19 protein-coding genes and 4 pseudogenes are annotated in these 24,281 nt (G+C 68.1%); 10 read left to right on the top strand and 13 right to left on the bottom strand.

The genetic code is table 11. From position 1 onward, the window contains the following. Positions 1 to 370 precede the first annotated feature (370 nt). Both BLV72_RS04205 and BLV72_RS04200 read left to right on the top strand, forming a co-directional pair. On the top strand, positions 371 to 1,147 hold the full coding sequence (locus BLV72_RS04205) for a hypothetical protein (RefSeq protein ID WP_093460374.1): 777 nt from the start codon (positions 371 to 373) through the stop codon (positions 1,145 to 1,147). Then, on the top strand, positions 1,147 to 2,028 hold the full coding sequence (locus tag BLV72_RS04200; protein WP_093460372.1) for a DNA methyltransferase: 882 nt from the start codon (positions 1,147 to 1,149) through the stop codon (positions 2,026 to 2,028). Before BLV72_RS04205 ends, BLV72_RS04200 begins: the two co-directional genes overlap by 1 nt. On the opposite strand, the pseudogene BLV72_RS04195 reads toward BLV72_RS04200, so the two are convergent. After that, positions 2,019 to 3,010 (bottom strand): annotated as a pseudogene (locus BLV72_RS04195) (IS5 family transposase). The gene BLV72_RS04200 and the pseudogene BLV72_RS04195 overlap by 10 nt on opposite strands. Positions 3,011 to 3,299: 289 nt before the next feature. Between BLV72_RS04195 and BLV72_RS04190 the strand changes: the two are divergent. Beyond that, the gene (locus BLV72_RS04190; RefSeq protein WP_093470143.1) at positions 3,300 to 4,253 is read left to right on the top strand and encodes a tyrosine-type recombinase/integrase; all 954 of its coding nucleotides are present in this window, start codon (positions 3,300 to 3,302) and stop codon (positions 4,251 to 4,253) included. A 448-nt stretch (positions 4,254 to 4,701) separates the two neighbouring features. Here the strand turns inward: BLV72_RS04190 and BLV72_RS04180 are convergent, their stop codons facing one another. Continuing rightward, positions 4,702 to 5,502: an integrase gene (locus BLV72_RS04180; RefSeq protein WP_342030716.1), complete on the bottom strand. Its 801-nt coding sequence runs from the start codon at positions 5,500 to 5,502 to the stop codon at positions 4,702 to 4,704. A 1,219-nt stretch (positions 5,503 to 6,721) separates the two neighbouring features. Here BLV72_RS04180 and BLV72_RS04175 point away from each other — a divergent pair. From BLV72_RS04175 to BLV72_RS04160, 4 genes are all read left to right on the top strand, one after another. Beyond that, entirely contained in the window at positions 6,722 to 8,299 is a 1,578-nt protein-coding gene (locus BLV72_RS04175) for an AMP-binding protein (protein WP_093460368.1), read from the top strand. A 56-nt stretch (positions 8,300 to 8,355) separates the two neighbouring features. After that, entirely contained in the window at positions 8,356 to 9,366 is a 1,011-nt protein-coding gene (locus tag BLV72_RS04170) for a cyclase family protein (protein ID WP_093460366.1), read from the top strand. Positions 9,367 to 9,471: 105 nt separating this feature from the next. Beyond that, positions 9,472 to 10,653 (top strand): acyl-CoA dehydrogenase family protein, encoded by a 1,182-nt coding sequence (locus BLV72_RS04165; protein ID WP_093460365.1) that lies wholly within the window; start codon positions 9,472 to 9,474, stop codon positions 10,651 to 10,653. Beyond that, complete coding sequence (locus tag BLV72_RS04160; protein WP_093470141.1) at positions 10,650 to 12,047, top strand: phosphotransferase family protein; 1,398 nt, start codon at positions 10,650 to 10,652, stop codon at positions 12,045 to 12,047. Before BLV72_RS04165 ends, BLV72_RS04160 begins: the two co-directional genes overlap by 4 nt. A 102-nt stretch (positions 12,048 to 12,149) precedes the next feature. On the opposite strand, the gene BLV72_RS04155 is transcribed toward BLV72_RS04160, so the two are convergent. Further along, positions 12,150 to 12,521, bottom strand: a complete 372-nt coding sequence (locus BLV72_RS04155) for a hypothetical protein (RefSeq protein ID WP_244320642.1) — start codon at positions 12,519 to 12,521, stop codon at positions 12,150 to 12,152. A 390-nt stretch (positions 12,522 to 12,911) separates the two neighbouring features. Between BLV72_RS04155 and BLV72_RS49610 the strand changes: the two genes are divergently transcribed. Further along, complete coding sequence (locus BLV72_RS49610) at positions 12,912 to 13,262, top strand: hypothetical protein (protein ID WP_143059744.1); 351 nt, start codon at positions 12,912 to 12,914, stop codon at positions 13,260 to 13,262. A 55-nt stretch (positions 13,263 to 13,317) separates the two neighbouring features. On the opposite strand, the pseudogene BLV72_RS51915 reads toward BLV72_RS49610, so the two are convergent. From BLV72_RS51915 to BLV72_RS04110, 10 genes and pseudogenes are all read right to left on the bottom strand, one after another. Continuing rightward, positions 13,318 to 13,407, bottom strand: a pseudogene (locus tag BLV72_RS51915) (IS5/IS1182 family transposase); the annotation flags it as partial. Between the two features lie 55 nt (positions 13,408 to 13,462). Further along, the gene (locus BLV72_RS04145; protein ID WP_093460362.1) at positions 13,463 to 14,320 is read right to left on the bottom strand and encodes an SDR family oxidoreductase; all 858 of its coding nucleotides are present in this window, start codon (positions 14,318 to 14,320) and stop codon (positions 13,463 to 13,465) included. Between the two features lie 50 nt (positions 14,321 to 14,370). After that, on the bottom strand, positions 14,371 to 14,940 hold the full coding sequence (locus BLV72_RS04140; protein WP_093460360.1) for a TetR/AcrR family transcriptional regulator: 570 nt from the start codon (positions 14,938 to 14,940) through the stop codon (positions 14,371 to 14,373). Positions 14,941 to 15,108: 168 nt separating this feature from the next. After that, positions 15,109 to 15,444: pseudogene (locus BLV72_RS51910) on the bottom strand (IS256 family transposase); the annotation flags it as partial. Positions 15,445 to 16,068: 624 nt separating this feature from the next. Then, positions 16,069 to 16,905, bottom strand: coding sequence for an SDR family oxidoreductase (locus BLV72_RS04130; protein ID WP_093460357.1), 837 nt, complete (start codon positions 16,903 to 16,905; stop codon positions 16,069 to 16,071). A 682-nt stretch (positions 16,906 to 17,587) separates the two neighbouring features. After that, on the bottom strand, positions 17,588 to 18,838 hold the full coding sequence (locus tag BLV72_RS04125; RefSeq protein WP_093460356.1) for a cytochrome P450: 1,251 nt from the start codon (positions 18,836 to 18,838) through the stop codon (positions 17,588 to 17,590). Positions 18,839 to 19,755: 917 nt separating this feature from the next. Then, entirely contained in the window at positions 19,756 to 19,914 is a 159-nt protein-coding gene (locus tag BLV72_RS51905) for a transposase family protein (protein WP_425288504.1), read from the bottom strand. A gap of 104 nt (positions 19,915 to 20,018) precedes the next feature. Beyond that, positions 20,019 to 20,376: pseudogene (locus BLV72_RS04120) on the bottom strand (transposase); the annotation flags it as partial. Between the two features lie 184 nt (positions 20,377 to 20,560). Continuing rightward, entirely contained in the window at positions 20,561 to 21,424 is an 864-nt protein-coding gene (locus tag BLV72_RS04115) for an SDR family NAD(P)-dependent oxidoreductase (RefSeq protein ID WP_093460354.1), read from the bottom strand. Between the two features lie 498 nt (positions 21,425 to 21,922). Further along, positions 21,923 to 22,177, bottom strand: coding sequence for a transposase family protein (locus BLV72_RS04110; protein ID WP_093460353.1), 255 nt, complete (start codon positions 22,175 to 22,177; stop codon positions 21,923 to 21,925). Positions 22,178 to 22,329: 152 nt separating this feature from the next. Between BLV72_RS04110 and BLV72_RS04105 the strand changes: the two genes are divergently transcribed. Beyond that, positions 22,330 to 23,004: a GntR family transcriptional regulator gene (locus BLV72_RS04105; protein WP_143059742.1), complete on the top strand. Its 675-nt coding sequence runs from the start codon at positions 22,330 to 22,332 to the stop codon at positions 23,002 to 23,004. Between the two features lie 633 nt (positions 23,005 to 23,637). Continuing rightward, positions 23,638 to 24,000: a CoA transferase gene (locus BLV72_RS51900; protein ID WP_425288350.1), complete on the top strand. Its 363-nt coding sequence runs from the start codon at positions 23,638 to 23,640 to the stop codon at positions 23,998 to 24,000. Positions 24,001 to 24,281: the final 281 nt, after the last annotated feature.

Here is a 24,281-nt window from a genome sequence, read left to right as displayed (position 1 = left end):
CGGAGCGCTGCCGAGGTATTGCCTGGGGACCAGTGAAGAACCGGTTTTTCTATCTGTCGGCATCCTGGCGAAGAACCCCAAGAGAGCGTTCGGATCAGGCGCGACCTTAAGGGGCGGGAGGGAGTTCGGCCCGACGGTGTCCAAAACCGGACCGGATCCCGGTCTTCTCTGGTGTCCATGCAGCGCTACGGATCCCAGGAGTACGGGTATGACACGCAACCGACGAGCTACCAGGCCACTCCAAGGCGGAGAGAGGCGACACCAGGACGACCCCTCTGGCCGACGGAACAGCGGGGGCGCCCAGGCCAGTTCGCCCTGGGCCGCACTAAGGGGGCACGGGGCGCGCCCCGGATCGGTCTGGCCGGTCGCATTGGAGCAGAGCCCGGATGCAGACGTCCTCCCCGGGTGGCTTCTGGGGGCCATCGTCAAGATCATCGCCCTCTACAGCGAAGCCGGGCAGCAGGTGCTGCTCCTCGCCCCACCCACCCGCCACGGTGAATCCACAGATGACCCAGAACGTTCTTCAGGCCCGCCTGAGTCAGGACCCGGTCTGCTGACCGGACTGACCGACGCGGCCCAGACCGCGGCCCGACTCGGCCGTACCCTCCACGTGCGCACCGCTCTACCCGCCAAGAGCCGGCTGTCCGATCCCGGACTCACCCACCAGTCGGGGTTCGGACTGCCCCCGCAGCCGCCCGCCCCGACACCGACTCACACCGACTTTCCTACGGACCCGGGCTCGACCGCAGTCGGTCCGGATCGCTACGACGTTGTGATCACGTTCGTCGACCCACGAGACCCCAACTGGGTCCCCGACACACCCTGGCGCAATCTCCTGATGCCGAACGGGTCCGTGGCGTTCATCACCCACAGTGACCACCAGCAGCGGCGCCTGATCGACCCCAGCAGTCTGCTGACGCACACCGCGCACCGCGCGGGGCTCACCGCCCTCGATCACGTGGTCCTGCTGGAGACCCCTGTCCGTCGCAGCGGCCTGACCGCACCGCCGCCTCGCGCGTCGACAGCCCTGTTCCCGCAACGTCAGGCCGATTCTTCGGAGGCGCGCCACATGCGCATCCACTCTGACCTGTATCTGTTCGCGCATCCGCGGGCCGAGGTAGCTGCTGAAGCCGGGGAGGCGGGCTGATGGCTGACCAATTCCCGCCGCTGTGCTGGGTAGGCCCGCCGCTGTCAGTGTGGGCCACCGGACAGCACGATGCGTCCCTCCAGCTCGCGCGTGGCCCCTACGTGCGTGCCACGGTCCAGGACACCGCCCGCATGCCCCCGGCCATCGCCGGCTACGCCATCGCCACATATACTCGCCCCGGCGACACTGTGCTCGACCCGGAGTGCGGAACCGGCACGGTCCTGGTCGAGGCCCTACGCGCCGGACGACATGCCTTAGGGATCACCCGCCACCACCGGTGGCGGGCCATCGCCCGTGCCAACATCACCGCCACCAAACGTGATGGCGCTGTGCCGGATGGAATGGTCCTCGAGAGCCCATCCGACGCCACCGCCACGCGCCGTGCCGGGCTGGCCAGCCACAGCGACCTGCTCCTGACCACCTGGCGTCCCCCTCTGCGCTCGTGCGTGCACTCGGCGGATGAGTTCGGCACCGGCACGGCTGCCAAGGAGGCCGCGGCCACTGACCGTCTCCATGCGCTGCTGGCCTCCTGCCAGGCGCTGATCCGACCCGGCGGCCATGTGATCGTTGTGGTCCCGCGATACCGCAGCGGCGATGTTCTGCTTGACCTGCCGGGTCATGTAGTGCGTGCTGGCTGGGCGGGCGGACTGCTGCCGGTGGAGCGGTGCGTCGCGCTGCTGGGTGAGCTGCGCGGCTCCCACCTCGTAGCGCGCGCCTCGGTGGCCCAGCGCCGCAGCGTCGCTCGCCACGGGCGGGCTCACGGGAAGCCGATCATGCTGACCGCGCACCAGGATGTGCTGATCTTCCAGACCCCGCGGCGGACCGCCGCCGGAGCGTTCTCCGTTCCACCGCCTGGGCCTAGGGACTGTCTTCAGTTGTGATCAATGGGTTTCAGGAGGCTGCTGATCCAGATGGTCGCTGCGCGGAGATGGAGTCCGGCGAGGTAGCTCTCGGGCTTCTTGTCGTAGCGGGTCGCGATGCCGCGCCAGTCCTTCATCCTGTTGATGGCCCGCTCGACCGTGTTGCGGTCACGGTAGAGATTTGCGTCGTGGGTGACGGGCCTGCCGCCACGGCTGCCTTTCTTCCTGCGGTTGGCAGCTTGGTCCTTCTTCTCCGGGATGACCGTCTGGATGCGGCGTTTACGCAGGTGGGCGCGGTTGGCGCGGGAGGAGTAGGCCTTGTCACCGGCCACGGCGGCCGGCCGGGTACGGGGACGGCCGACGGGCAGGCGGACCCGTACCTTGTTCAGGACGGCGATGAACTGGGGGCTGTCGGCGGCCTGCCCGGCGGTCAGAAGGAGCGCCATCGGCCGGCAGTGCCGGTCGGCGGCCAGGTGGATCTTGCTGGTCAGCCCGCCGCGGGACCGGCCGAGCAGAGCGGCCTTCAGCCGGGCCCGCCGTCTGCGGCGGATGCGTCGGCGTTCAGCGCGGGCCGGGTCGCTTTCACCGTCCTGTCCGCCTTGTTCCTCGGACGTTCCCCCTTTTGCGAGGCCGCCTCCTCCAGCGCCGCCAGGGTCTGTTCGCTGACCCGCATGCCGGCCGCATCATGATGGGCCCGTGTGGTGGTGGAATCTACGCTGACCAGGGACATGTCGATCTCGTCCCTGCGGGCGGCCTCGGCGATCGCCTCTTCCAGCAGGGCCTCAAAGATGCCCGCGTCGCGCCATCGCATGAAGCGGTTGTAGACGGTCTGCCAGGCGCCGAACTGCTCGGGCATCTCCCGCCACTGGCTGCCAGTGCGGAACCGCCAGATCACTCCCTCGAACTGCTCGCGCAGCCGCTCGGGGTACGGGCCGAACCTGCCTACCGGCAGAAACGGCCCGATGAACTCCCACTCGCTGTCGGTGAGTTGCGCACGCGTCACAACACAGCCCTACCGGACTGGCACCCGGCCCGTGGCTTGATCACAACTGAAGACAGCCCCTAGCACGCTTCGCCGTCGTGAGCGGGTGGCCGTCTCACAGAGGAGAGCCGCCGCATGATCCTCCGTACTACACGGACGGTTCGTCACCGCTAACACCGGAGACGCGGTCGAGGCGCTGGCCTTGGGCTGCTCGCGTCAGTGAAAACAGATGATCCGGGCATCCCGTGTCCAAGAACGCGTTGAACCTCGGTCTTTTGATGTGAGGGAGGACACCGACCCCGGAGTGCAGATGAGGCTGTTGAACCTGGACAAGATCACGTTGGGTGTGTCGGGGACCTGGGCAGGATTTCTGCGGGATTGGGACCGGACGCTGAGGGCGGGGAACTATCCCGAAACCACCCGCTACAACTACCTTTTGGCCGTGGCCCAGTTGGCGCGATACCTGGATGGTATGGGGATGGAAGGCGCAGAGGGAGCGCAAGATCCAACGAGGGTCAAGAAGCCGCACATCGAGGCATTCCAATCGTGGATGATCAGCAGCCGGTCAGCCTCGACCGCGCTGAACAAGCACAAGGCGCTGCAGCAGTTCTTCAAGTGGTTGACGGTCGACGAGGCAGAGATCGACCGCTCGCCGATGGAACATGTCAAGCAGCCTAGGACCGCCCAGAAGCTCATCCCGATCATGCAGGACGACGACACATCCAAGATCCTGGCCACCTGTAGAGGTAAATCCTTCATACAGGTCCGTGACGAGGCAATCATCCGGTTGCTGTGCAATACCGGTGCGCGCTTGTCCGAGGTCGGCTTCCTCAAGGTGGAGGACATCGATCTGAACACTGACTCGGTCCATTACCACGGGAAGGGCAGCAAGGACCGTCGCGTACGCTTCGGCCACCGAACCGCTCGAGCCCTCAGCCGCTACCTACGGGCTCGTGCCCAGCACAACGGCGCGATGCTGCCGGACCTATGGCTTGCCGACCGTGGCGGTCGGCCACTGGCCCCAAACGGCATCAAGATCATGATCAGGCGACGCGGGCTGGCCGCTGGACTGACCGGTATCCATGCCCACCGCTGGCGGCACACCTTCGCTCACGCGTGGAAGCGGGCCAGGGGTGACAGCGGTGACCTGATGCTGCTGATGGGGTGGACTTCCGATGACATGCCTCGCCATTACGGTGCCAGCGCGGCAGCGGAACGTGCCCAGGAAACCCAAGTCAGGATGGGAATCGGGGACCATGTCTGAACCTTCTCAAAGCCGAGTACCTAAGCCGGGTCTGACCGCACAGCAACGGAGGTACCGGGCGAGGACGGCTGCTCACGCGTCCTGGGCGAACACCAGCGACCGAACGGCTCGCACGGCGGCGGGTACAGCGGCGTTCCTCGAGCGGTTCGAACGCCAGGTGGACCCAGAGCACGCTCTCCCAGCCGAGGTCCGCCGACAGATGGCGGTGCATGCCCGAACGGCTTACATGTTGCGACTCGCGCGCCGCTCCGCTGAGGCGCGGCGTCGAAGGCGCAGCGAGGGATGATCGCGGGATGACGGGCCGCAGGCAGGACGTACGGTGGCCGGGACGCGATCGGATAGAAGTCGGATGTGCGTGTCCCGGCCGCCTGGTGGTGGCGCCAGGGCGCCGCGTGTGGGCCTCGAATAATCGTCGCTCCTGGTCAAGCGGCATATCTGTACTCGTTGATTACGCCGCCGAGGATGCGGGTGTGCAGGGCTTTGCGGCTGGCCGGTTCCAGTACTGGAGGTGGTTGTCCGTGAGCTTGGGGAGGCAGTTGGTAGTTGGCATCGGGCCCGGTGGGGGCGGTGCGCTGGCCTGGAACACGGCGTCGAAGGCGTCGGTGTACTTGCTGTCGCGGTCCCGGATGAGGAAGCGCAGCGAGTCCGTGCGTATGTCCAGGTCGGTGGCGAGGTTGCGGGCTTGCTGGGTGGCCCAGGCCGCGGTCGGGTGTGCGGTGACGTCGGCGATGTGCAGGCGCCGGGTGCGGTGCTCGAGAAAGATCAGAGCGTAGAGACGTTGCGGGCTGATGGTGTCGATGTGGAGGAAGTCGCAGGCGATCAGGCTGGTGGCCTGCGTGGAGAGGAACTCGCGCCAGGTTGGGCCGGCGCGGCGGGGCGCGGGGTCGATTCCTGCGGTGTGGAGAATCTGCCAGGCGGTGGAGGCGGCGATCGGGTGTCCGGGCCGGGCCAGTTCACCTTGAATCCGGCGGTGGCCCCATCGGCGGTTCTCGTGGGCGAGGCGCGGTGGGAGGTTCTTGACGGCGGCCTGTGTGGGCGGCCGTCCGGGACCGCGGCGTCGTCGGGAGTAGTCCCGTCGGCGGGCGACGAGGTTGCGGTGCCAGGCCGACAGCGTGCTGGGCGCGATGGGGAAATCCTTGGCCCAGCGGCGGCGGGGGATTGGTGAGGACAGGGAGGCGAACCACAGGCGGTTCCGCGGGTTCGTACCGTGCTCGTCCTTGTAGTTGGCGTCGTAGCACGGCGTTTTCATGGCGCAGGACCAGAAAGTTCGGCTTCCTTCGAGGTGTCCCGCCGCAGAAACATCGTCGGGACGGAGAGAAGGCGTCGAGTCACCTGGTACAGGAGCGACACGATTCCCATCATGTCGCAGCCCTCTGCACGCCGGGTGGGGCGTTTCACCAGCAGCGATGAATAACCGAGCCCCACAGGCACGGTCGCTGTCGGTGAAGCTCGGCTTGCCGACCTGACGCTGCAGGACCAGCAGTTGGTGCCGGAGGACGAGGATCTCGGTGTCCTTTTCTCTGTCGCTCATCGGCAGGAGGCGTAGGAGCGCCAGGGCGTTGGTCGTGGCGAGGTAGGGCAGGCGCAGCGGCACGACAGATCATGATGCCGCCCCGGCCCTTAGCGGGTGAAGGCACTTGGGCGAATGTCGAGGAGAACCGAAGATCCGTGATCAGGCTACCGACCTGCGTGGATGATTTATCGGCACCCGCAGGTCCGTGAGACGGCCGCCGCGGAGCGCAGGACCCGGGATCCGGTCCGGGACGGGGCAGCTGCCATCTGCTCCTCGCGCTCACTGGGAGCGGCGCGGCCGCTCGGCGGATCAGGATGGAAGGAAGTCTACACGAGGTACTAGCGTAACGAGACTAAGGTCTATACAGTCTCGCTATAGAAGTTACCGGGAGCTGATTGCGGACCGGTATGTAACTGCGCCGCACGTCATGTGCGAAGCGCTTTTCCTGGGTTGCCAGGGAGGTGGTCTGAATATGGTTGGAAGGAAAGATGTCGCCGCTGTCGGGTATGCGGAGACCCCGGCGGTCCTCCGCTCCGGACGGTCCTCCTACGACCTCGCCGCTCGAACAGACGCCTTGGCCGAGGCCCTCGGCCCGTAGGGGGTGCGACAACTGGTTGCCCCGGGCCGCGACAGCGGCGATCCCGAACACCTGGAACGCCGAGGCATTAGCGCGGCTGGGGTGAACGCGGCGTTTGCGAGCACCGGTGCGACAGCAATTTTGGCGAGAGAGCACCGAGGCGATCCATGCACGGGGCGGGCCCGCTTCTCCGGTGGGTAGGGCTCTGCGCCGAGCCGCCATCGGCTCGCCAGGCGAACTCACGCCGCTGACGCGATGGTTATCGTCCGTGTGCGTTGCATTTAATGTTCGATCAGTCCCGGAGTGCACCCACCTCCGTGCCATTCGCGGCTGAGGCTTCCCCAGGGCTGCCCCGACACCTATCAACGGGAGCTCCTTGTGCTCTTCGCATCCGACCCCACTACCGCCCTCCGGGCCGGACGGCGGCTGTCGCTCGCCCTCCAGCTGGCACGGACGGCGCGACGTACCCCCACCGCCCCGGTCCTGCGCTACGAGGGGCGGGAACTGAACTACGCATCCCTCGACGCCCGGGTCAACCAACTGGCGCGAGCGTACGCGGAGCGCGGTGTTCGATACGGCGACCGGGTCGCGGTACTCATGAACAATCGGCTCGAGGTGGTGGAGGCCTGGTTCGCGGCACTGCGGCTGGGAGCCGTCGCCGTCCCGGTCAACTTCCGCCTGGTAGCAGCCGAGGTGGCCCATGTGATCAGCGACTGCTCGCCCTCCCTCCTAGTGGTCGAGGAGCGCCTGGCCGAGACCGCGCTCGAGGGCCGCCGGATCGCCGGCTCCGACTGCCCGGTGCTCCACCTGGGCCCCGGCGACGCCGCTCCGGCAGGCACCGAGGACTACACCGCGGCGCTGGCGGCCACCTCCGACGCGTGCGTAGTGGTCGATGTCCCGGAGAGTGATCCAGCCTTCCTGATGTACAGCTCGGGCACCACCGGCCGCTCCAAGGGCGCCGTGCTCACCCACCTCAACCTGATGGCCAACGCTGCCAACTCGGCTGAGAGCCAGCCCATTCTTCCCACCGACCGCGGTCTGCTGAACGTCCCAATGTTCCACATCGCCGGGGTCGACACCCTGGTCAACCACCTGCTCGCGGGTGCCTGCACGGTGCTCGGTGGCACCGGTGGCTTCGACTCCGTCAAGGTGGTCGACCTGCTGGAGCGGGAGCGGATCACCAGCTGCTACCTCGTCCCCAGCCAGTGGAAGGCGATCTGCGAGGTCCCGGGCATCCGCGACCGCAAGCTGGCGCTGCGCAGCCTTGGCTGGGGTTCCTCCGTGGCGCCGCCGTCCGTGCTGGAGGCGATGAACGAGACCTTCCCCGGAGTGCCGATCAGGAGCGTCTTCGGCCAGACCGAGATGTCCGCGGTGACCTGCGTCCTGGGCGGCGACGACGCCGTGCGCAAGCTCGGCTCGGTCGGCAAACCGGTCCGCCATGTAGATGCGCGGATCGTCGACGAAGCCATGCAGGACGTGCCGGTCGGCGAGGTCGGTGAGATCGTCTACCGCGGCGCCAACCTCATGCAGGGCTACTGGAACAACCCCGGGGCCACCGCCGAGGCCTTCGCGGGCGGCTGGTTCCACTCCGGGGACCTGTGTCGGATGGACGACGAGGGCTACATCTACGTGGTCGACCGCAAGAAGAACATGATCGTCTCGGGTGGCGAGAACATCTACTCGGCTGAGGTCGAGGCCGCCATCGACAGCCACCCCAAGGTCGCCGAGGTGGCCGTAGTGGGCATCCCGCACCCCAGGTGGGTGGAGACCCCCCGCGCATACGTGGTGCCCAGCGACCCGGCCGACCCGCCGACCGAGGACGAGATCATCGACCACTGCCGCGCGCGGCTCGCCTCCTACAAGAAGCCGACCTCGGTCGTCGTTCTCGACGTCCTACCGCGGAACGCCGCCGGCAAGGTCCTCAAGATCCGCCTGCGTGAGTCCGCCAGGGGTTGACGGGCCATCACCCCGTGTCGCCAGTACCACACCGTCATGGAAGAAGGACTTCACCGATGGGACGCACCGCCGACGGCGCCTGGGCCGAGACCTGGACCCCGCCCACCTACACGGTCGACCAGCATGGCAAGGTCGTGGGCGCGGTCAACGACCGCACGCCCAACAACTGGGGCCGATGGGGCGAGCTCGACGAGCGCGGCACGGTCAACTTCATCACTCCGCAGATGGTGGCGGATGCCGCAGCCCTGGTTCGGACCGGCCGCGCCATCAGCTGCGCCATCCCCCTGGATTCCCAGGGCCCGGTGCACCCCTCGCGCCCTGGCCTGATGCACTTCTACGGGTACACCGGCGCAGACCACGTCGCCGGCAGTGTCTTGGGGCGCCGCACCCGGACCCAGGCCACGGACGACTACCTGCTGATGCCGCTCCAGGGCTCCACCCAGTGGGACGGCCTGGCCCACATCGGCTCCGGCGACATGCTCTACAACGGCTTCTGGATCGGCAACGTGCAAGCCTACGACGGTGCCCGCCGCTGTTCCGTCCACCAGCTCAAGGACCGCCTCGTCGGCCGTGGCGTCCTGCTCGACCTGCCGGGCCACCAGGGCGTCGACCGATTGCGGCCTGGCCACGGCATCACCCCCGAGCAGCTGGATGCCTGCGCCCAGGCGCAGGGCGTGGAGATCCGTACCGGCGACATCCTGCTCGTCCGCACCGGCCATGTGCCGTGGTTCTACGCGCTGAAAGACAAGAGCAAGTTCTGGGCCGCGGGCGCGCCCGGGGTGGCGATGAGCACCGTGGAGTGGTTCCACGCGCGGGAGATCGCCGCGCTCGCCATGGACAACGTCGCCGTCGAGGTCGAGCCTTTCGAGGACGCGTCCGGCACCTCCTACCCCGTGCACAACCGGCTGATCCGCGACCTCGGGCTGACCCTGGGCGAGATCTGGTGGTTGGAGGAGCTGGCCGAGGCCTGCGCCGAGGAAGACCGCTGGGAGTTCCTGCTCTCCGCGGCCCCGCTCAATGTCACCAACGCTTCCGGCTCCCCGCTGAACCCCCTCGCCGTTCTCTGAGCGACTAGCCCCCAACCCCGTGCCAGATGCCGCCCGGCACACCGCGACCCCCGGCGGTCACACCGCGAACAACGACCCACCCTTGATGCACTGGACGGTGATGAGATGTCAGTCGACCTTCACAAGCTCCGCGAGCGGATGCGGGCCTTCATCAACGAGGAAGTGATCCCGGCCGAGAAGGTGCTCGGCATCGCCAGCCCCGACGCCACCGCCACCCTCAAGGCCCTTCAGGCACGGGCCAAGGAGCTCGGCCTGTGGGCGCTCGGCCACCCGGCCCACCTCCGCGGCGGCGGCCTGCCACTGTACGACTTCGCCCTGATAAACGAGATCATCGGGCGCTCGGAATACGGCCAGGCCGCGGTCGGCACGAACAGCATGCAGGACTCGATCATGCTCGACCTGTACGCCTCACCGGCGCAGCGCGAACGCTGGCTGAAGCCGATGGTCAACGGTGATATCCGGCCCAGCGTCGGACTGACCGAGCCCGAGGTGGCCGGCTCCGACCCCACCCGGATCCGCACCACCGCGGTGCTGGACGGCGACCAGTGGGTGATCAACGGCCACAAGTGGTTCACCTCCAACGCCAACGTGGCGGCCTTCACCACCGTCTTCGCCCGTACCGAGGGCGAGGAGGCCACGCCGCACCGCGCCATCTCCGCGATCATCGTGCCGGCCGGCACTCCCGGCCTGGAGATCAGCCGCGTGGTGAAGACCATGGGCTCCACTCAGGGCAACCACTGCGAGCTCCAACTGCGCGACGTTCGCGTACCCGCCGACCACCTGCTCGGCGAGCGCGGCGCCGGCTTCACCATCGCCCAGCGCCGCCTCGGCCCCGGCCGCATCTTCCACTGCATGCGCTGGCTCGGCCAGGCGCAGCGCGCCTTCGAGCTCATGGTGGAGCGGGCCAACAGCCGCTACGCCCACGGCTCGCTGCTCGCTGAGAAGGGCGAGATCCGCCGTTACATCGCCGAATCCGCGGCCGAAATCCAGGCCTCCCGGCTGATGACCCTGGATGCCGCCCGCCGCTACGACCAGGACGGCCGGGCCCTGGTGGAGATCAGCATGGTCAAGTTCTGGGGCGCCCGGGTCCTGCACAATGTGATCGACCGTGCCATCCAGGTGCACGGCGCACTCGGTGTCACTGAGGACACCCCTCTGGAGTCCATGTACCGCCACGCCCGCTACGCCCGAATCTACGACGGCCCGGACGAGGTCCACCGCATGGTCGTCGCCCGCAAGCTACTCGCTGACCTCGACGCGGCCCCGTGGGCGGGGCTCCCGGCATGAGTGAGCATGACGAGGCCGACCAGACCGCGGCACGCCTCCAGGCCCGGCTGGCCGAGGTCTGGAACGTTCCCGTAGCCGTTCAGGGCCTGCGCCGCCTCTCCGGCGGCGCCAGCCGGCACACCTGGTCCCTGGAAGCCGGCCCAGTCGGCGGGACGCCGCAGCCGCTGATCCTGCGCTGCGACCCGCCGGCGCGGCCCCGGCCCGAGCTGATGGCTCTGGAACGCGCGGCGCTGACAGCCGCGGCCTCCGTCCGGGTACCGGTGCCCCGGGTCGTCGACCACGGCGACGGCCAGAGCGGCGGCGAGGCCGCCCTCGGCCAGGCGTACCTGCTCATGGAGCGGGTCGACGGTGAGACCATCCCGCGCCGGCTGCTCCGCGACGAGCGGTTCGCCGCCGTACGCCCGAAGCTGGCCAGGGAGTTCGGCCGGATCCTCGCCCGGATCCACTCGATCCCGAGGGAGGCCGTCCCCGGCCTGCCCGACGGGGACCCGTTGGAACAGCTGACCGCCATGTACCGGGCCCTCGACGAGCCGCGCCCGGCCATTGAGCTCGGCCTGCGCCGGCTGGCCGAGAACCGCCCGCCCGCCCGCCCGGCGGCCGTGGTGCACGGCGACTTCCGCAACGGCAACCTCATGGTCAACCAGGACGGCGTACGGGCCGTCCTGGACTGGGAACTCGTCCACCTCAGCGACCCGATCGAGGACCTCGGCTGGCTGTGCGTCAAGGCCTGGCGCTTCGGCAGCGCGGACCCGGTGGGCGGCTTCGGCCCCCGCGACGAGTTGCTCGAGGGCTACGCCGAGGTTGCCGGGATCCGCCCGAGTGACGACGAACTGCACTGGTGGGAGGTGTTCGGCACGGTCCGCTGGGCGGTGATCTGCCGCAAGCAGGCCGAGCGCTACCTCTCCGGGGCAGACCGGTCGGTCGAGTTCGCCGTGCTGGGGCGGCGGGTGTGCGAGCAGGAGCACGACATCCTGTTGTCCCTGGGAGCGACCGGGCCCGGCGCCGTACCCGACGTCCTGGCCGGATGGGAGGAGACCGAGCCGGCCGCGCCGCACGACCGGCCGGGCGCCGGCGCGCTGCTCCAGGCTGTCCACGGCTTCCTCACCGAGGAGGTGGCGGCGGGCTCCGATGCCCGGCTGCGCTTCCTGGCCAGGGTGGCGGCTAATGCCGTGGCGATAGCCCGCCGCGAGGCCCTGCTGGGACCCGGCCATGACCAAGTCCATCAGGCCCGGCTGGCCGTCCTGGGCTGCGCGGACGACCGCGAGCTGGCAGAGGCGATCCGGGACGGCTCGTTGGACGGGCGCTGGGAAGAGGCCGTGGACACGGTGCGGCGCTCCATCATCGACAAGCTGGCCGTCGCCAACCCCGACTACGCGGTCCAGCCAGCGGGATGACCGGCAAGGGAACCAGTCCAGCCCATGAGCTGTGATGGAAAGAGTTGTGGCCGTCCCGATGGTCTGAGGAGTCGAGAATGGCATCAGAACCGGAGAATGTGCTCAAGCCGAGCGTGTGGCTGAGGCCGCTCCCGGGTGGTGGCCGGTCCGCAGCGAGCACAGTTCCTCGCGGCGCAGAGCCGCGTCGTAGGCCAGGGCGAGCTTCACGCGGTTGCGTACCGACTCATTCTTGGCGACCTCCAGGACGCGTAGCCACCGCTGTTCTCCGGGAATCCACGGCAGCTTCGCCAGCCGGGGCACCAGGCCGCGTTGCTGACCACCGTTCCGTCGGCCGGGAGCGTAGCGCCCCCGGCCGACCGGGTTGAATTCCCGCAGCCCCTCTTCCATGAGAAAGTCGTAGAACAGGCGGACCGGCACCAGCCGCCGCTGGATCGTCGCGTTCGCCAGCCCCGCGCCTGAGTCGATCGAGATCACATTCGCACCCCGGCGATGCGGTTGCGAGCTCAACTCCCGTACGTAGACGGCGGTATGGGAACCGTTCGCGGTAACCGGGTCGACATCCTCTCGCTCGCACATCAGCAGGTACTCGGCCAGTCCCCGGCCGTGCACTGGTCACTTCTCCGTGAGCACCGTCGTGCCGCTCAAGTCATCTCCCAAGTCCTTGGTTCCACCGGGGAGACATGACCACTCCGGCAGATTCCACATAACTTTTAAGATGCTCAAACGCCAGATGTTCGGCCGCGCCAGCCTCGATCTTCTACCTGTCGACTGAACTACGTGTGGCGTTTTCGCAGGGGAGTCGCTGCCTATCTGCGGGATTTGCAGGGGGCCGGGAAGCCGTCGGCGACAGCACCCCCGTACGGGATGGACTTGCTGCGCTGGTTCCGGTTCTTGTGGGCCGCCGGTGATCCGTGGGAGCGGGCGACGCGCCTTGAGCCACGGGACTTCTCCCGGTGGTTGCTGGTCGCTGGGCAGCCGAAGCGTTCGCACTGGCGCTCTCGGGATGTCGCGTTGTGGAGTGCCGGCGGGAAGCCGTACGCGGCGTCGGTTCGCGCGCACAGCGAGACGGTGCTGCGGGGCTTCTACGACTTCCACCTCGATGCGGGCACGGGGCCGATCCTCTCGATGTCACCCGTCGCGTCGGCGATCGCCTGGGCGTGCTGGGGCAGCCGCTCCCAGGTGCCGTCGGCAGACCACCGGCTGTGGCGTTTGTGAATGTCTGCCACGGGCCGAAGCGAGCGGGCAGCTGACGCCACTGACAGCCGGTACTCAGCCGGTGAATGATTCCGTTGATCACCTGTCGGTGGTCCTGCCAGCGGCCGCAGCGGTTGTTGCTCTTGGGCAGCAGAGGCTCCAGCACTGCGCACTCGTCATCGGTGAGATCCCCCCTGCTGAGCACGCCACTGCCTCCTCTTTCAGGCGACGTTCGCGTCCACGAACTGGTCGGCGACGCTGCGGGGCTCTCGGCCCAGCAGCTCGGCGAGCAACGGATCGACGCCCGCGAAGCGGCATTGTCGGGCGGCCTGGAAGGTGGTGAGCGTCATCCGCGCCATCGCCTCCGGAGTACCGGCGGCGACCTGGTCCGCGATCCATGCCTCGTCGTCCAGCGTCACGCGCGTGACCTCACGGCCGCTGACCTTCGATGCCATCACGGCGACGTCGTCGAACGTCACCGCCTGGCGGGCGGTGAGCGTGACCGGACCGTCGAAGGCCTGCTCACCGGCCAGGATGACCGCTGCCGCTTCGGCGGCATCGGCGCGGTCGGTCCAGGACACCGGCCCGTCGGCCGGGGCGGCGATGGTGCCGGTCTGCTGCCAGGGACCGAGGAGCCAGGCGAGGCTGTGGGCGTAGAAGCCGTTGCGCAGCGCGGTCCAGGCGACGCCCGAGTCGGCCAGGAGCTGCTCGGTGGCGGCGTGGTCACGCGCCGGGTGGAAGGGGCTGTCGGCGCCGGCGCCCTGGTGGCTGGTGTAGAGGATGCGCCGGGCTCCAGCTGCCACGGCCGTCTCGATGCCGACGCGGTGCAAGGCGACAGCATCGGTGTGCGGGTCGTTGGAGGAGACGAGCAGGACCTGCTCGGCACCCTCGAAGGAGTGCTGCAGCGAGGCTGGGTCGTCGTAGGAACCCTGGCGTACCCGCACGCCGAGGTCGGCGAAATGCTGAGCTTTGGCGACATCGCGGACGCTGACGCCGATTCTCTCGGCGGGCACGCGCTTGAGGAGGTGTTCGACGGTGGCGCCGTTCAGGGCACCGGTCGCTCCGGTGACGACGATCATGCGGGTCTTCCTTTCCTTCCTGCGGTGCGCCGGGCGCAGGCGGGGTGGTGTCAGTGGCTGCGCAGGAGCGGCAGGAGGATGTCGTCGACGAGATGCTCGATGAACGCCTCGTCGCACGGCTCGCCCGCGATCACGATGCGGTGGACGATCACCGCCGGGGCGACCTCGGCGAACAGTTCGGCAGCCCGGGCAGTCAGCTGCTCTCCGTGCTGGATGGCCTTGCGGAGGGGCTCGTCGGTCATCGCGGCCTCGTCCCGACGCAGAATGCGGCGCATCTCCTCCGCCAGGCGCGCGTCGCTGCGCATACCGGCGAACAGTGCCCCCAGCAGGCCGATCTCCTGCTCGGCGATCTGCCGGCCCAGCCAGGTGACCAGCCCGAGGAGGTCTCCTCGCAGGTCACCTGCGGCAGGCACGGGAGGTGTGTCGCTCGAGCGATGCTCGACCGCGGCCGCGACCAGTGCGGCCTTATCGCGGTAGCGCCGGTAGATCGTCGTCTTCGCTGCCCCTGAACGGCTTGCCACCGCCTCCATGGACAGCTGCTCGTAGCCCACCTCGATCAGCAGTGCCAGCGTGGCATCAAGAATGGCCAGGTCACGACTGGTATCACGCGGGCGCCCCATGACGGAGGGTCCAACCGTACCGCCACTTCCCGAGCCACTCGATGCACTGGCCACGCCTACCCCTACTTTCGATACGCTACCGTTGCGTATCGAAAGTAGCCCAGAAGACAGACCTGTGGCAACTCGTCGAGGAGACAGGGCCTAGTTCAGGGAATTCGCAAACGCGCGCACGGCGTCGATGAAGACGACCGGGTAGACCGCGTCCAGCGGGCGGGTGCGCCATTCCGCCATCGACTCCAGGGCCTTGTCGGCCCGGTAGCCGTTGCGCATGTTCCCGCCCGAGCGCGCGCCCCGCCCGCCAACCTGGCCCGGCCTCGTCGGCCAGGTGCTCGTCCATCTCGGCCTCAGGGCAGCCCGCATCAGCCGCTGGGCCGGCTCGGGCAGCAGCCCGCCCTCGCCCATCAGCCGCAGTCCGTCACCGCGGACCTTCTCGGCCGCGAGCGCGGCCAGCTCCTCCAGCGACTCACGGGACAAACCGTTCTGCGACACCCGAATCGACTTCATGAGGAGTTCAATGCGGTAGCGAAAGGGCTGCAGCAGGGGCAACGGACCGTGCGCCGGGTAGCGCTTGAGAAGGAGTCCGCCATCGAGCAGCAGGTGACCCTCGCCCGCCGAGACCCGGGTGGTGGGGAGAGCAGAGGTTCGTGCGGTGGAGTTCTCGATCGGGAACCACACCCCCAGGGCGGAGATCTGCACGGGGCCCGGCGGACGGAGGCAGTGGGTGTGAGCTGCGGGCGGAGACCAGGCGTGCATCACGGGAGATCACCCGGAACCCGGTCCCGCATTCCGTGCTGGTGGCCGAGACGACCACGCGGGTCGGAATCGCGACGTCCATCGCGTTCGCTCGCCCTCTCCGCGCAGGCCCATGGTGACCGCAGCGGCCGCCCACCGGGGAAGTACCGGAAGAACGTGCACTTGGACAGTCCGCCGCACCGGCGATCTCGTCTACGGTGATGGCGTCGAAGCTCTTCTCAACGAAGAGCTCCAGCGCCACATGCATAGTTTTCCGGCGCGCAGGGCCTTCCGCGCGCGTATCCGCGCGCCGTCCCCCTGTGCTACTGACACCCGTCGGATGTAGCCGCATGGCTTGGGCCGGTGCGGACCACGTCGGCCACACCGGCATGCACCTCAGCTCGAGGCGTGGCCGTTGGCTTCGAGCGACACCGGCTCCCACGTCTTCCAGGTTTCGAGGCGCTGCTGGTAGATGCCGGGCACGACCTGCGTCGGCATCAGTCCGAACAGGACACGCAGTGGTGGCTCCTCCGCGTCGACCACCTTCAGGAGGGCAGGCCCGGCCGCAATGGGGTCACCGGTGAACTCGGCCGGCGTGTTCCTCTGCTGCTCGGCGAATGCCGCGCGCAGGGCGTCGTACTGCGGCTGCGGCTCGGCGCGCACGGCCGAGTTGCCCGCCCAGTCGGTGCTGAACCCGCCGGGCTCGATGAGCGTGACAGAGACGCCGAACGGGGCGACCTCCTGGGCCAGGGACTCCGAGAGCCCCTCCAGCGCCCACTTGGAGGCGTGGTACCCGCCGAGGGTGGGGAAGGCCGCGATCCCGCCGACCGTCGAGATCTGCACGATGTGGCCCGAGCCTTGCTCGCGCAGGATCGGCACGACGGCCTGCGTCACGTGGAAGACGCCGAATAGGTTGACCTCGAGCTGGTCCCGCAACTGCTGCTCGGTGATCTCCTCGATGGCGCCGAACAGGCCGTAGCCGGCATTGTTCACGACGACGTCCAGCCTGCCCAGCCGCTCATGCGCGGTGGTCACCGCGGTGCCGACGCCCGCGCGGTCGGTCACGTCCAGGGACAGCGGAATGATGGCGTCCCCGTAGGCGTCCACGAGGTCCTTCAGAGCCTCGGTATTTCGGGCGGTCGCGGCCACCCGATCGCCGCGCCCAAGCGCGGCGGTGGCGAACTCGCGGCCGAAGCCCCGTCCGGCACCGGTGATGAACCAGGTCTTGCTCATGCTCCACTCCTTACTCTGATTGTGTGCGATGGACGACGACACTGGCAGCCAGCGTCGTCACCCGAAGATGGGCACCAACCTCGACATGCAGCAGGCGGGCGTTTTCCGGGGCCGCCGTTATGGTCGTCCAGCGACGCTCGGCGGAACTCATCTCGCCCGAGGAGCGCTGCCTCGATCTCGTATCAGGACTTCTCGTCCGGGAGCCGTTCCGGCATCGGATGCGTGGCCCCGGTACGCCGAGCGGCTCAAGCGCCTCGGGGTCCGGGCCGAGCATCGCCACGTACGTGCTGCCCCGAGCGGCCGCCTGCCACGCGCGTGCTGTCGACCGACGGTAGTCCGCTCTCGGGAGGCTCTGCGCGGCAGGTGAGAGGGAGGGGCCACGCGGACTGCCGCGGTCGCAGTCTGACCACGACCACAGTCCGCTGAGTCCAGCCCGGCCTCCGAGGGCACGTGAGAACTGGTGTAATGCGCCGGTTGTGAAGGTTCAGGCACCTCCACACTGGGCATCCGCGCTGACGAGATCAACCCCGGCGCCGCACGGCTCCGAGGAGGAAGCCGTGGAGATCGCGGACACCGCCGTTACAGTCTTGCGGGGCGCCGCATTCGAGGAGGAATCGCCCGGGTGCTGCGTGGCGTTGGTTGCGAACCGATAGGTCGGCCGAAGGACGCCCAGTTAGCTCTGCTAACGGACCCGGCGCACCGGGAGTTCTGTCAGAAGATTGATGTAGTTGGACCAGCCGCGGCGCGGTTCGCCCGCGAGCTCGAGCCGCACTCCGCGGGACCGGAGCTCCTCCCAGAGGATCGTCAGCTCCAGTTTTGCCAAGTGGGCGCCGATGCAGCGGTGCACGCCGGTGCCGAAGGCCAACGTGTCCGTCTCGGGACGCCCCGGATCGAAGCGGTCCGGGTCGGAGAAGACCGCCGGATCCCGGTTCGCGGCGGTGTAGTAGAGGACCATGACGTCGTCCTTGCGGATCTGTTCCCCGGCGAAGGTCAGGTCCCGGGTGGCGGTCCGCGCCATCTGATACACCGGGCTGATGAGCCGGATGTACTCGTCGACGACGCGGCCCGTCCGGCCCTCCTCCACGGCCTTGTCGGTGATGGCCGCGATCTCCGGGTCCTCCAGATACATCCGCATCGACTGACCGATCGTCGTATGCGTGGTCTCGAAGCCCGCGGCGATCATGACGAACATCCACTGGAGGTACTCAGCCTGGTTGATCTCGCCGCGTTCGACGCACCGGCTCAACTCGGTGAACATGTCGTCCCCCGGGTGGGCCAGCTTGACCTTCTGCATCTTTGCGGCGTACTCCGTGATCTCCTCGAGCAACGGGATGATGCGGTCGGACGTCCCCTCACCCTCCTCGAGCCCCTCGAAATGCTGGGCGGAGTCGAAGAAGTCCGTCAGCAACCGGACGAGGTATGCACGGTCCTCGTGGGGGGCGCCGAGCACCGTGGCGATGACGTACGCAGGGATCGTGCGGGCGAACTGCTCGACGTAGTCGAATTCGGGCCTGCCCTCTACCGCGTCGATCGCCTGGGTGACGACTTCCCGGACCCACGGCTCGAAGTTCGCAACGATCCGTGGGGCGAATCCCTTCGCCGCCGCGCGGCGCAGGTAGCTGTGCCGCGGGGGGTCGGTGAGCATGAGCATGTCCGTCGCCGGGTGATCGGGCGAGTGGTTCGTGTAGGGGAAGGCGGGGCCTCCGGTGGAGGTGAACGTGGTCGTGTCCTTCTCGACCGCGATGATGTCGGCCATCCGGGTCACCGCCCAGTACCCGCCGTTCTTGTTCGCGATCGTTGTGGGGACCCAGTGCAGGCCCGGACGCCGCTGGATCTCGGCCAGGGCTGCACGGGGAACCGCCTCAGCGTAGGTTGCTGGGTCACTGAGATTCGGGATGGGGATGTTTCCTGTCTCCTGGTGGGTCAACGACACGGGTGCTCCTTTTGCAGGATGTGTGTGGCGGTCCTCGCCCGCCGAGTCTGTAGTATTGGACTACCGTCATACAAACTCTGTCAACGGTCCAGCGCTGACCGTTCCGGCCTCATCAGCTCTGTGCCGCCGTCCGCACGCGGCACAGAGCTGGCTCGCCGCCGACGTCGCGAACTGCCCGAACGCGACGCACGCCGAGAGGTCCCCGCTGATGCGAGGGCCGCCTCCGAGGGCGATCGGCAGTCTCGGGCCTGAGGCTGGCGAGCCCATATCCGGCAAGGCCGCTGGCGGCAACCGCAACGAGTGACGAGCTGCTGCGGATGCTGCCCGGATCGGTCTTCCGACCTGAACAGAATGACCATCAGCTGGCCGAGTGCCCCGGCGCACGTCGAGGAGTACATCGAGCCCTTCCGCGAGAGACTCCCATCGCTTCCGCCGGCGCCTGTAGCGGCCAGTCCCGATGTAGCTCTGGGGATCCACACCCCAGTGGCGTGGTGCGGTGGCCCGAGGGACTCGATGAGGCGGCTCGTTCATGAGGGTGCCTGCCTCCCGTGTGCGCCGCCAACGGCACCGTGCCTGCTGTCTCGCGAGTCGTCTCCCTCGCGGCGGCCGGCTGCAGTCCCCCATTCAGAACCGTCTCTTCGTGGCGAGGAGCGTGACCGGAGGTTGACGCCTCAGGAGCCTGCGCTGCCCACGAACGGCTTGTCGTCGGGGCCGGTCGCGAGCGGCCAGGAGTGCCCTGGACTCGGCGCCGGGTGGTGCGCAAGCGTCCGCAGCGCGGTGGAGCGGGATACCGGAACCGCCAGGAAGGCCAGCAGTCGGCGTCAGCCCGGTTCGCTAACTCCCCAATGACCGCGCCGAGTTGGGAGGCCAGACGGACGGCACGGCGCCGATAGCCTTACAGCAGGCCGGGCACCGGCTCACGGAACGTCTGGCGCCCACACCCCGGCACCGGGCACACCATCCGCCGCACCCCCGGACACAAGCACCCGCCGACCGTCCACGGGCACGTCCGCTACCGTCCGCCGGTGGAAGCCATACACCCGCCCCGTCAGCCTCCCACACGCCGGACACGACACCGCCCCGTCCTGGGCCCGAGCTGTCACTCGGATGACCTCGCCCTCGTCCGGCACACCCTCGACGACACGCCGACAGCCCGAAAACACCGGGCCTACAAGCGCGTTGACATCTCTGCCGTGTAGACGCGCTTCAACGCTGCTTGCTCGTTCGGAAAGTGTCCGCGGGCCTTGACCGCTCGCCGACCGGGCGTTGACCGACTCGATCGCATTCGTCGTGCAGACGATGCGGCGGACCTCGGTGTCGAACCGCAGGAACGGGGTGAACTCCTCCCACTCGCTCTCCCACGGCTTCACGATCGCCGGATACTTCCTGTCCCAGGGGTCGGTGAACTCGGCGAACCGGTCCAGCGCGGTCCCTTCGGTGGCGGCGGTGTAGAGGGACTCGAGGAGCTTGGCGATCTTGTCCCAGTCCTGCCGGGCGGCATAGCGGAAGGAGTTCCGCAGCAGGCGCATTTGTGTGGTTGCCATCTGCGGCTTGGTACTACGCGATGGCGTCCTTCCGAATCTCCTGCGGATGCGGAGTCCGACATCTCCTGCGGATGCGGAGTCCGACGCCACTACTTGGACTCCCTTCCTGGACCTTGATGGTCCACAGGGGTGTCGACTCCGCAGGATCAGCTTCGGGAGTGGTTGCCACCGTTTCGAGCTATTGCATACCGGCGACTGGGCAGGCGCTCACGTCCGCCGGGGTGTCATGGGCATGGCCGTCTGGAGCGTCGACGATGGGGAGTTCCTGAATGTCGATCATGAGGTTTCGCGCGTGCTCCATCGCGAATGCCCGGCTGTGCGGGTTGGTGGCGATAACCCTGGTGCCCGCCAGCAGGCCGTCAAAGGCCCGCGAGGCCACCTCCGCGGGTTCCTGCGCGTAGGGCATGATCGCCGCTGCTGTCTTCGGATCCGAGTGGACCCGGGCCCGGACCTTCTCGGTGAGGGTCCAGCCGGGGGCGAGCATTGAGACGCCGATCCCCGAGGGGCCGAGGTCGCGGTGTGCAGTCATCGTCAGTCCGAGGACGGCGTACTTGCTTGCCGTGTAGATGCTGATCGGCTCGACGTGCGGCGGGACTCCCAGCGAGTGTTCGGATCCCGTGTTCAGCAGGTAGGCGGGGTGGCCCGCCGCGGCGGCCTTGTGCAGGGCCGGGGCGAAGGCGTGGATTACGTGGAAGGCGCCCTCCACGTTGACTCGCAGGACGCGGTGAGCGGCTTCTGGCTCCACCTCCTGTAGGCGGCCGAGTGCTGCCGTGCCTGCGTTGTTGCACACGACGTTGACGCCACCGAAGTGTTCAACCGTCTCCGTTACGGCCCGCTGGACGTCGGCCGCATCGCACACGTCTGCGATCGTCGACTCGACGATGGCGCCCTCCCGGCGCAGAGCGGCGACCGTTTCCCCGGCGTCGGTGACGTCCACGATCATCACTCGGGCACCGCGCCGCACTGCCTCGCGGACCAGTGCAAGGCCGACTCCCGTGGCACCGCCGGTTACCACGACCACCGCATCGTTGAGATTCGTCATGCCTTCCTCTCCGTCGGGGCGGATCGCCCGTGATCCCCATCTCTTCGTGCCCTCCGTCGGGCAGGTTTGTATGACGGTATCCAGTACACGGTAATCTCGTCAATCAAAAAATTGAGCTCCCTATCCGTCTCACACGACAACTTGCTTTGGGACCCGACCTTGACGGCAAGCGATCGAGCCCTGCCCGACAGGCCGCGGCCGGGAGGGACGCGGCGTTCGGCGCGCTGAGCGGTCAATCCCTGCCTCCACGCAGCCCCGATTGGGCCGAGCAGCCCATCGGAAAACCATTAAGCGCTATGGCCCGGGGCGTCACAGCCCCGCAGTAGGCAAGACACGAGGCCGGGGAAGCCGGGCGAAGCTCGCCGCGATCAGCGCGGCGGGGTCCACCCGGGCGAAGAGATCACGCAGGGTCCGCTCACCCAGGGGCCGGAAGTGACCGGCGAACGGATGGAACGGGCAGCCCAGGCGCGTCAGCACCGTCTGGTCGCCGCGGCGTGCCTATTCGGCGATCGCCGTCAGGGAGTTGTGGCCTGCGATGGCCATCGCGCACACGCCCACTGTCAGCAGCGTCGCCAATTGGAAGCGCACGCCACGAGTGGTGCGCGGATCGGGCACTTTCTCCAAGGCGCCCAGCAGGCCCGGTGGCGCCATTACCTGCTCAGGGCAAGTGAGCGCGGGTACCAAAATCCGAAACGACGGGCGTAGGCGATGATGAGGCAAAGGGCACAGAAAACCTTGCGGATCTTGAAACATTGAGAACTCCGCAAGCGCCAGCGATCGCCTCCCACTGTGCGCCAGCCGGGCACTCACATGTCCAAAACGGGCAAAGGTGACTATTCCCGGAGTCCTGCCGCTGCCCCTACCCTATATGATGTGTCGGTCATACAAGAACCAAGGGGGTCGGGGTGACAGACGACAATCGTGGACTCCTGGTCGAGCGTCCGGAGCGGTTGTTGCGGGACCGGGTCACCGATGTGGTCCGCGAAGCCATCATGCGCGGCGACTTGAAGCCAGGTCGCAGGCTCACCGAGCGGGAGCTCGGCGAGCTGACAGGGGTGAGCAGGACGTCGCTTCGCGAAGCGCTCCGGAGTCTACAGGCGGAGGGGCTCGTCGAACGGTCCGGGGCTCGGGGGTTGCAGGTCGCAGTGCTGACCGCAGCGGTAGTGAGCGAACTGTACGACGTCCGGGCGCCACTCGAGGCGGCTGCGGTGGAGCTCTTCATAGGGCACGCCTCGGACGCCCAGGTAGTGGCCCTCCGCGCCGCCACGGCGCCATCCAGTTCCGGCGAGTTCGATGATCAGCTCGCGGCCACTCGTAGGTTCTACGCCCTACTCCTCGACGGTGCGGGGAACTCGATTCTTCAGCAGATGTTCGGGTCGATCGAGGCGCGGATCCACGCGCTGCGTCGGGTCTCCCTGCGGATCAGCGGCCGGGCCGAGGCCAGTCGTCGGGAGCTGCTGGAGATCGTCGACCTCATCGAGCAGCGCAACGGACCGGCTGCCGCCGCGGCGGCCCGCGCGCACGTCGCGGCGGCGAAGGCGGCAGCGCTGGCTGCGCTCGAAGGACACGGTGCCGCCTGACGCCTCGATCCGCTGGTCGCCGTGACTACGCGACGGCGCCACCGACGCTGTACGCACGCATAAGCACCATCCGGTTGCGAGGATCCGACCGGGCTACGGTCGTCCCACTCGGCCGACCCGCTTGAATTGATGGCGTTGCCAGCCGGGGTACGGCGAGGTCCGCAGGCTCTCGCTCGCCGCCACATATGATCAGTTTCATCACCCGTACGCCGATAACCATGGGTGACTTGCCAACCGACCGGTAAGCCGGTCTTCCCGAACGCCAACGTCGTGGATACCGGGTCTCCTGTAAGCCACTCGTGGGGAGATTACGGGGAGTCGACACTCCACCGATGGACACTAACGCATGGGAACCGTTGGAGCCTCTCAGGGAGACGACGGCGCTCACCGAGCGGCACCGCGCCCCTGCGAGGTGCGGCCCCGCGTTCGACGACTCGCAAGACGCGACGCCGACTGGACGGTGTCGAGTCGGAGGTACGGGCACGCGTCCTACCTGGCGCCCGTCAGGCAGGGGAGGAGGTAGCGGTGGAACGACTAACTCACATGTGCTAGAGATCTTGGAGCTCACCCGGTCGGTGGCGGGCGCTGTATGCGGCGGACTGTTCGCCAGGCTTGGACACGAGGTCACCGTGTGTGAGCCTGCGGCTGGGCACCCCCTCTGGGCCAGCGAGTTCGCCTTCACCGCGACACCGGAGGGCAAGCGCAGCGTCGTGTGCGACCCGACACTCGACACTCGACCCCTCCAGATGGGAAGCCCTGCTCTCGTCGGCTGACGTGCTACTCCTCGACCTGCCACCGAGCGAGACAGACGAACTCGGGCTCAGTCCCGGGCGCCTTGCGGAGCGGTTTCCGCAGCTTGTCACCGTATCGCGTACGGCGTTCGGCCTGGAGTCGTGCCTCTTCGGTGCCTCGCTTGCCCTGCGGAACCGCGCGAGGGCCGGAGCCGGCGACCACATCGAGGTCGCCCTGAGAGACGTCGCCGCGTACATGGACTAGAAGAGCGACGTCACCTATGAGCTCACCGGCGAGGTCCACCCACCGCACCGGCGCGTCCCGCGGGACGTGGCGGATCATCGAGGCAAAGGACGTTGGGTCGGCGTCATCTTCGTGCCGGACCAGTGGCCCGCTGTCGTCGGGCTGGTCGGCGCCGCCCCGTCTCGCCGACCCGGATTTCCTTGATCCGCGAATTCGGCTCCAGCGGGAAGAGGAGCTGTGGCCGGTGATCGAGGACGCAAACGGCCGACGAGAGGCCCACGAGGTCTACACCTCGGCACAGC

This window comes from Streptomyces melanosporofaciens (assembly GCF_900105695.1).
Lineage (GTDB): Bacteria > Actinomycetota > Actinomycetes > Streptomycetales > Streptomycetaceae > Streptomyces > Streptomyces antimycoticus.
The sequence above is the reverse complement of the archived record's forward strand: the minus strand, read 5'-3'. Positions and strand labels throughout refer to the sequence as shown.

Excerpts from the sequence above, each read along its gene's own strand:
- BLV72_RS49610 (WP_143059744.1), top strand. The coding sequence starts at position 12,912 with ATGGACTTGCTGCGCTGGTTCCGGTTCTTGTGGGCCGCCGGTGATCCG.
- BLV72_RS04110 (WP_093460353.1), bottom strand. The coding sequence starts at position 22,177 with ATGTTTCAAGATCCGCAAGGTTTTCTGTGCCCTTTGCCTCATCATCGC.
- BLV72_RS04140 (WP_093460360.1), bottom strand. The coding sequence starts at position 14,940 with ATGGGGCGCCCGCGTGATACCAGTCGTGACCTGGCCATTCTTGATGCC.
- BLV72_RS04165 (WP_093460365.1), top strand. The coding sequence starts at position 9,472 with ATGTCAGTCGACCTTCACAAGCTCCGCGAGCGGATGCGGGCCTTCATC.
- BLV72_RS04180 (WP_342030716.1), bottom strand. The coding sequence starts at position 5,502 with ATGAAAACGCCGTGCTACGACGCCAACTACAAGGACGAGCACGGTACG.
- BLV72_RS04160 (WP_093470141.1), top strand. The coding sequence starts at position 10,650 with ATGAGTGAGCATGACGAGGCCGACCAGACCGCGGCACGCCTCCAGGCC.
- BLV72_RS04130 (WP_093460357.1), bottom strand. The coding sequence starts at position 16,905 with ATGAGCAAGACCTGGTTCATCACCGGTGCCGGACGGGGCTTCGGCCGC.
- BLV72_RS04170 (WP_093460366.1), top strand. The coding sequence starts at position 8,356 with ATGGGACGCACCGCCGACGGCGCCTGGGCCGAGACCTGGACCCCGCCC.
- BLV72_RS04200 (WP_093460372.1), top strand. The coding sequence starts at position 1,147 with ATGGCTGACCAATTCCCGCCGCTGTGCTGGGTAGGCCCGCCGCTGTCA.
- BLV72_RS04115 (WP_093460354.1), bottom strand. The coding sequence starts at position 21,424 with ATGACGAATCTCAACGATGCGGTGGTCGTGGTAACCGGCGGTGCCACG.
- BLV72_RS04145 (WP_093460362.1), bottom strand. The coding sequence starts at position 14,320 with ATGATCGTCGTCACCGGAGCGACCGGTGCCCTGAACGGCGCCACCGTC.
- BLV72_RS04190 (WP_093470143.1), top strand. The coding sequence starts at position 3,300 with ATGAGGCTGTTGAACCTGGACAAGATCACGTTGGGTGTGTCGGGGACC.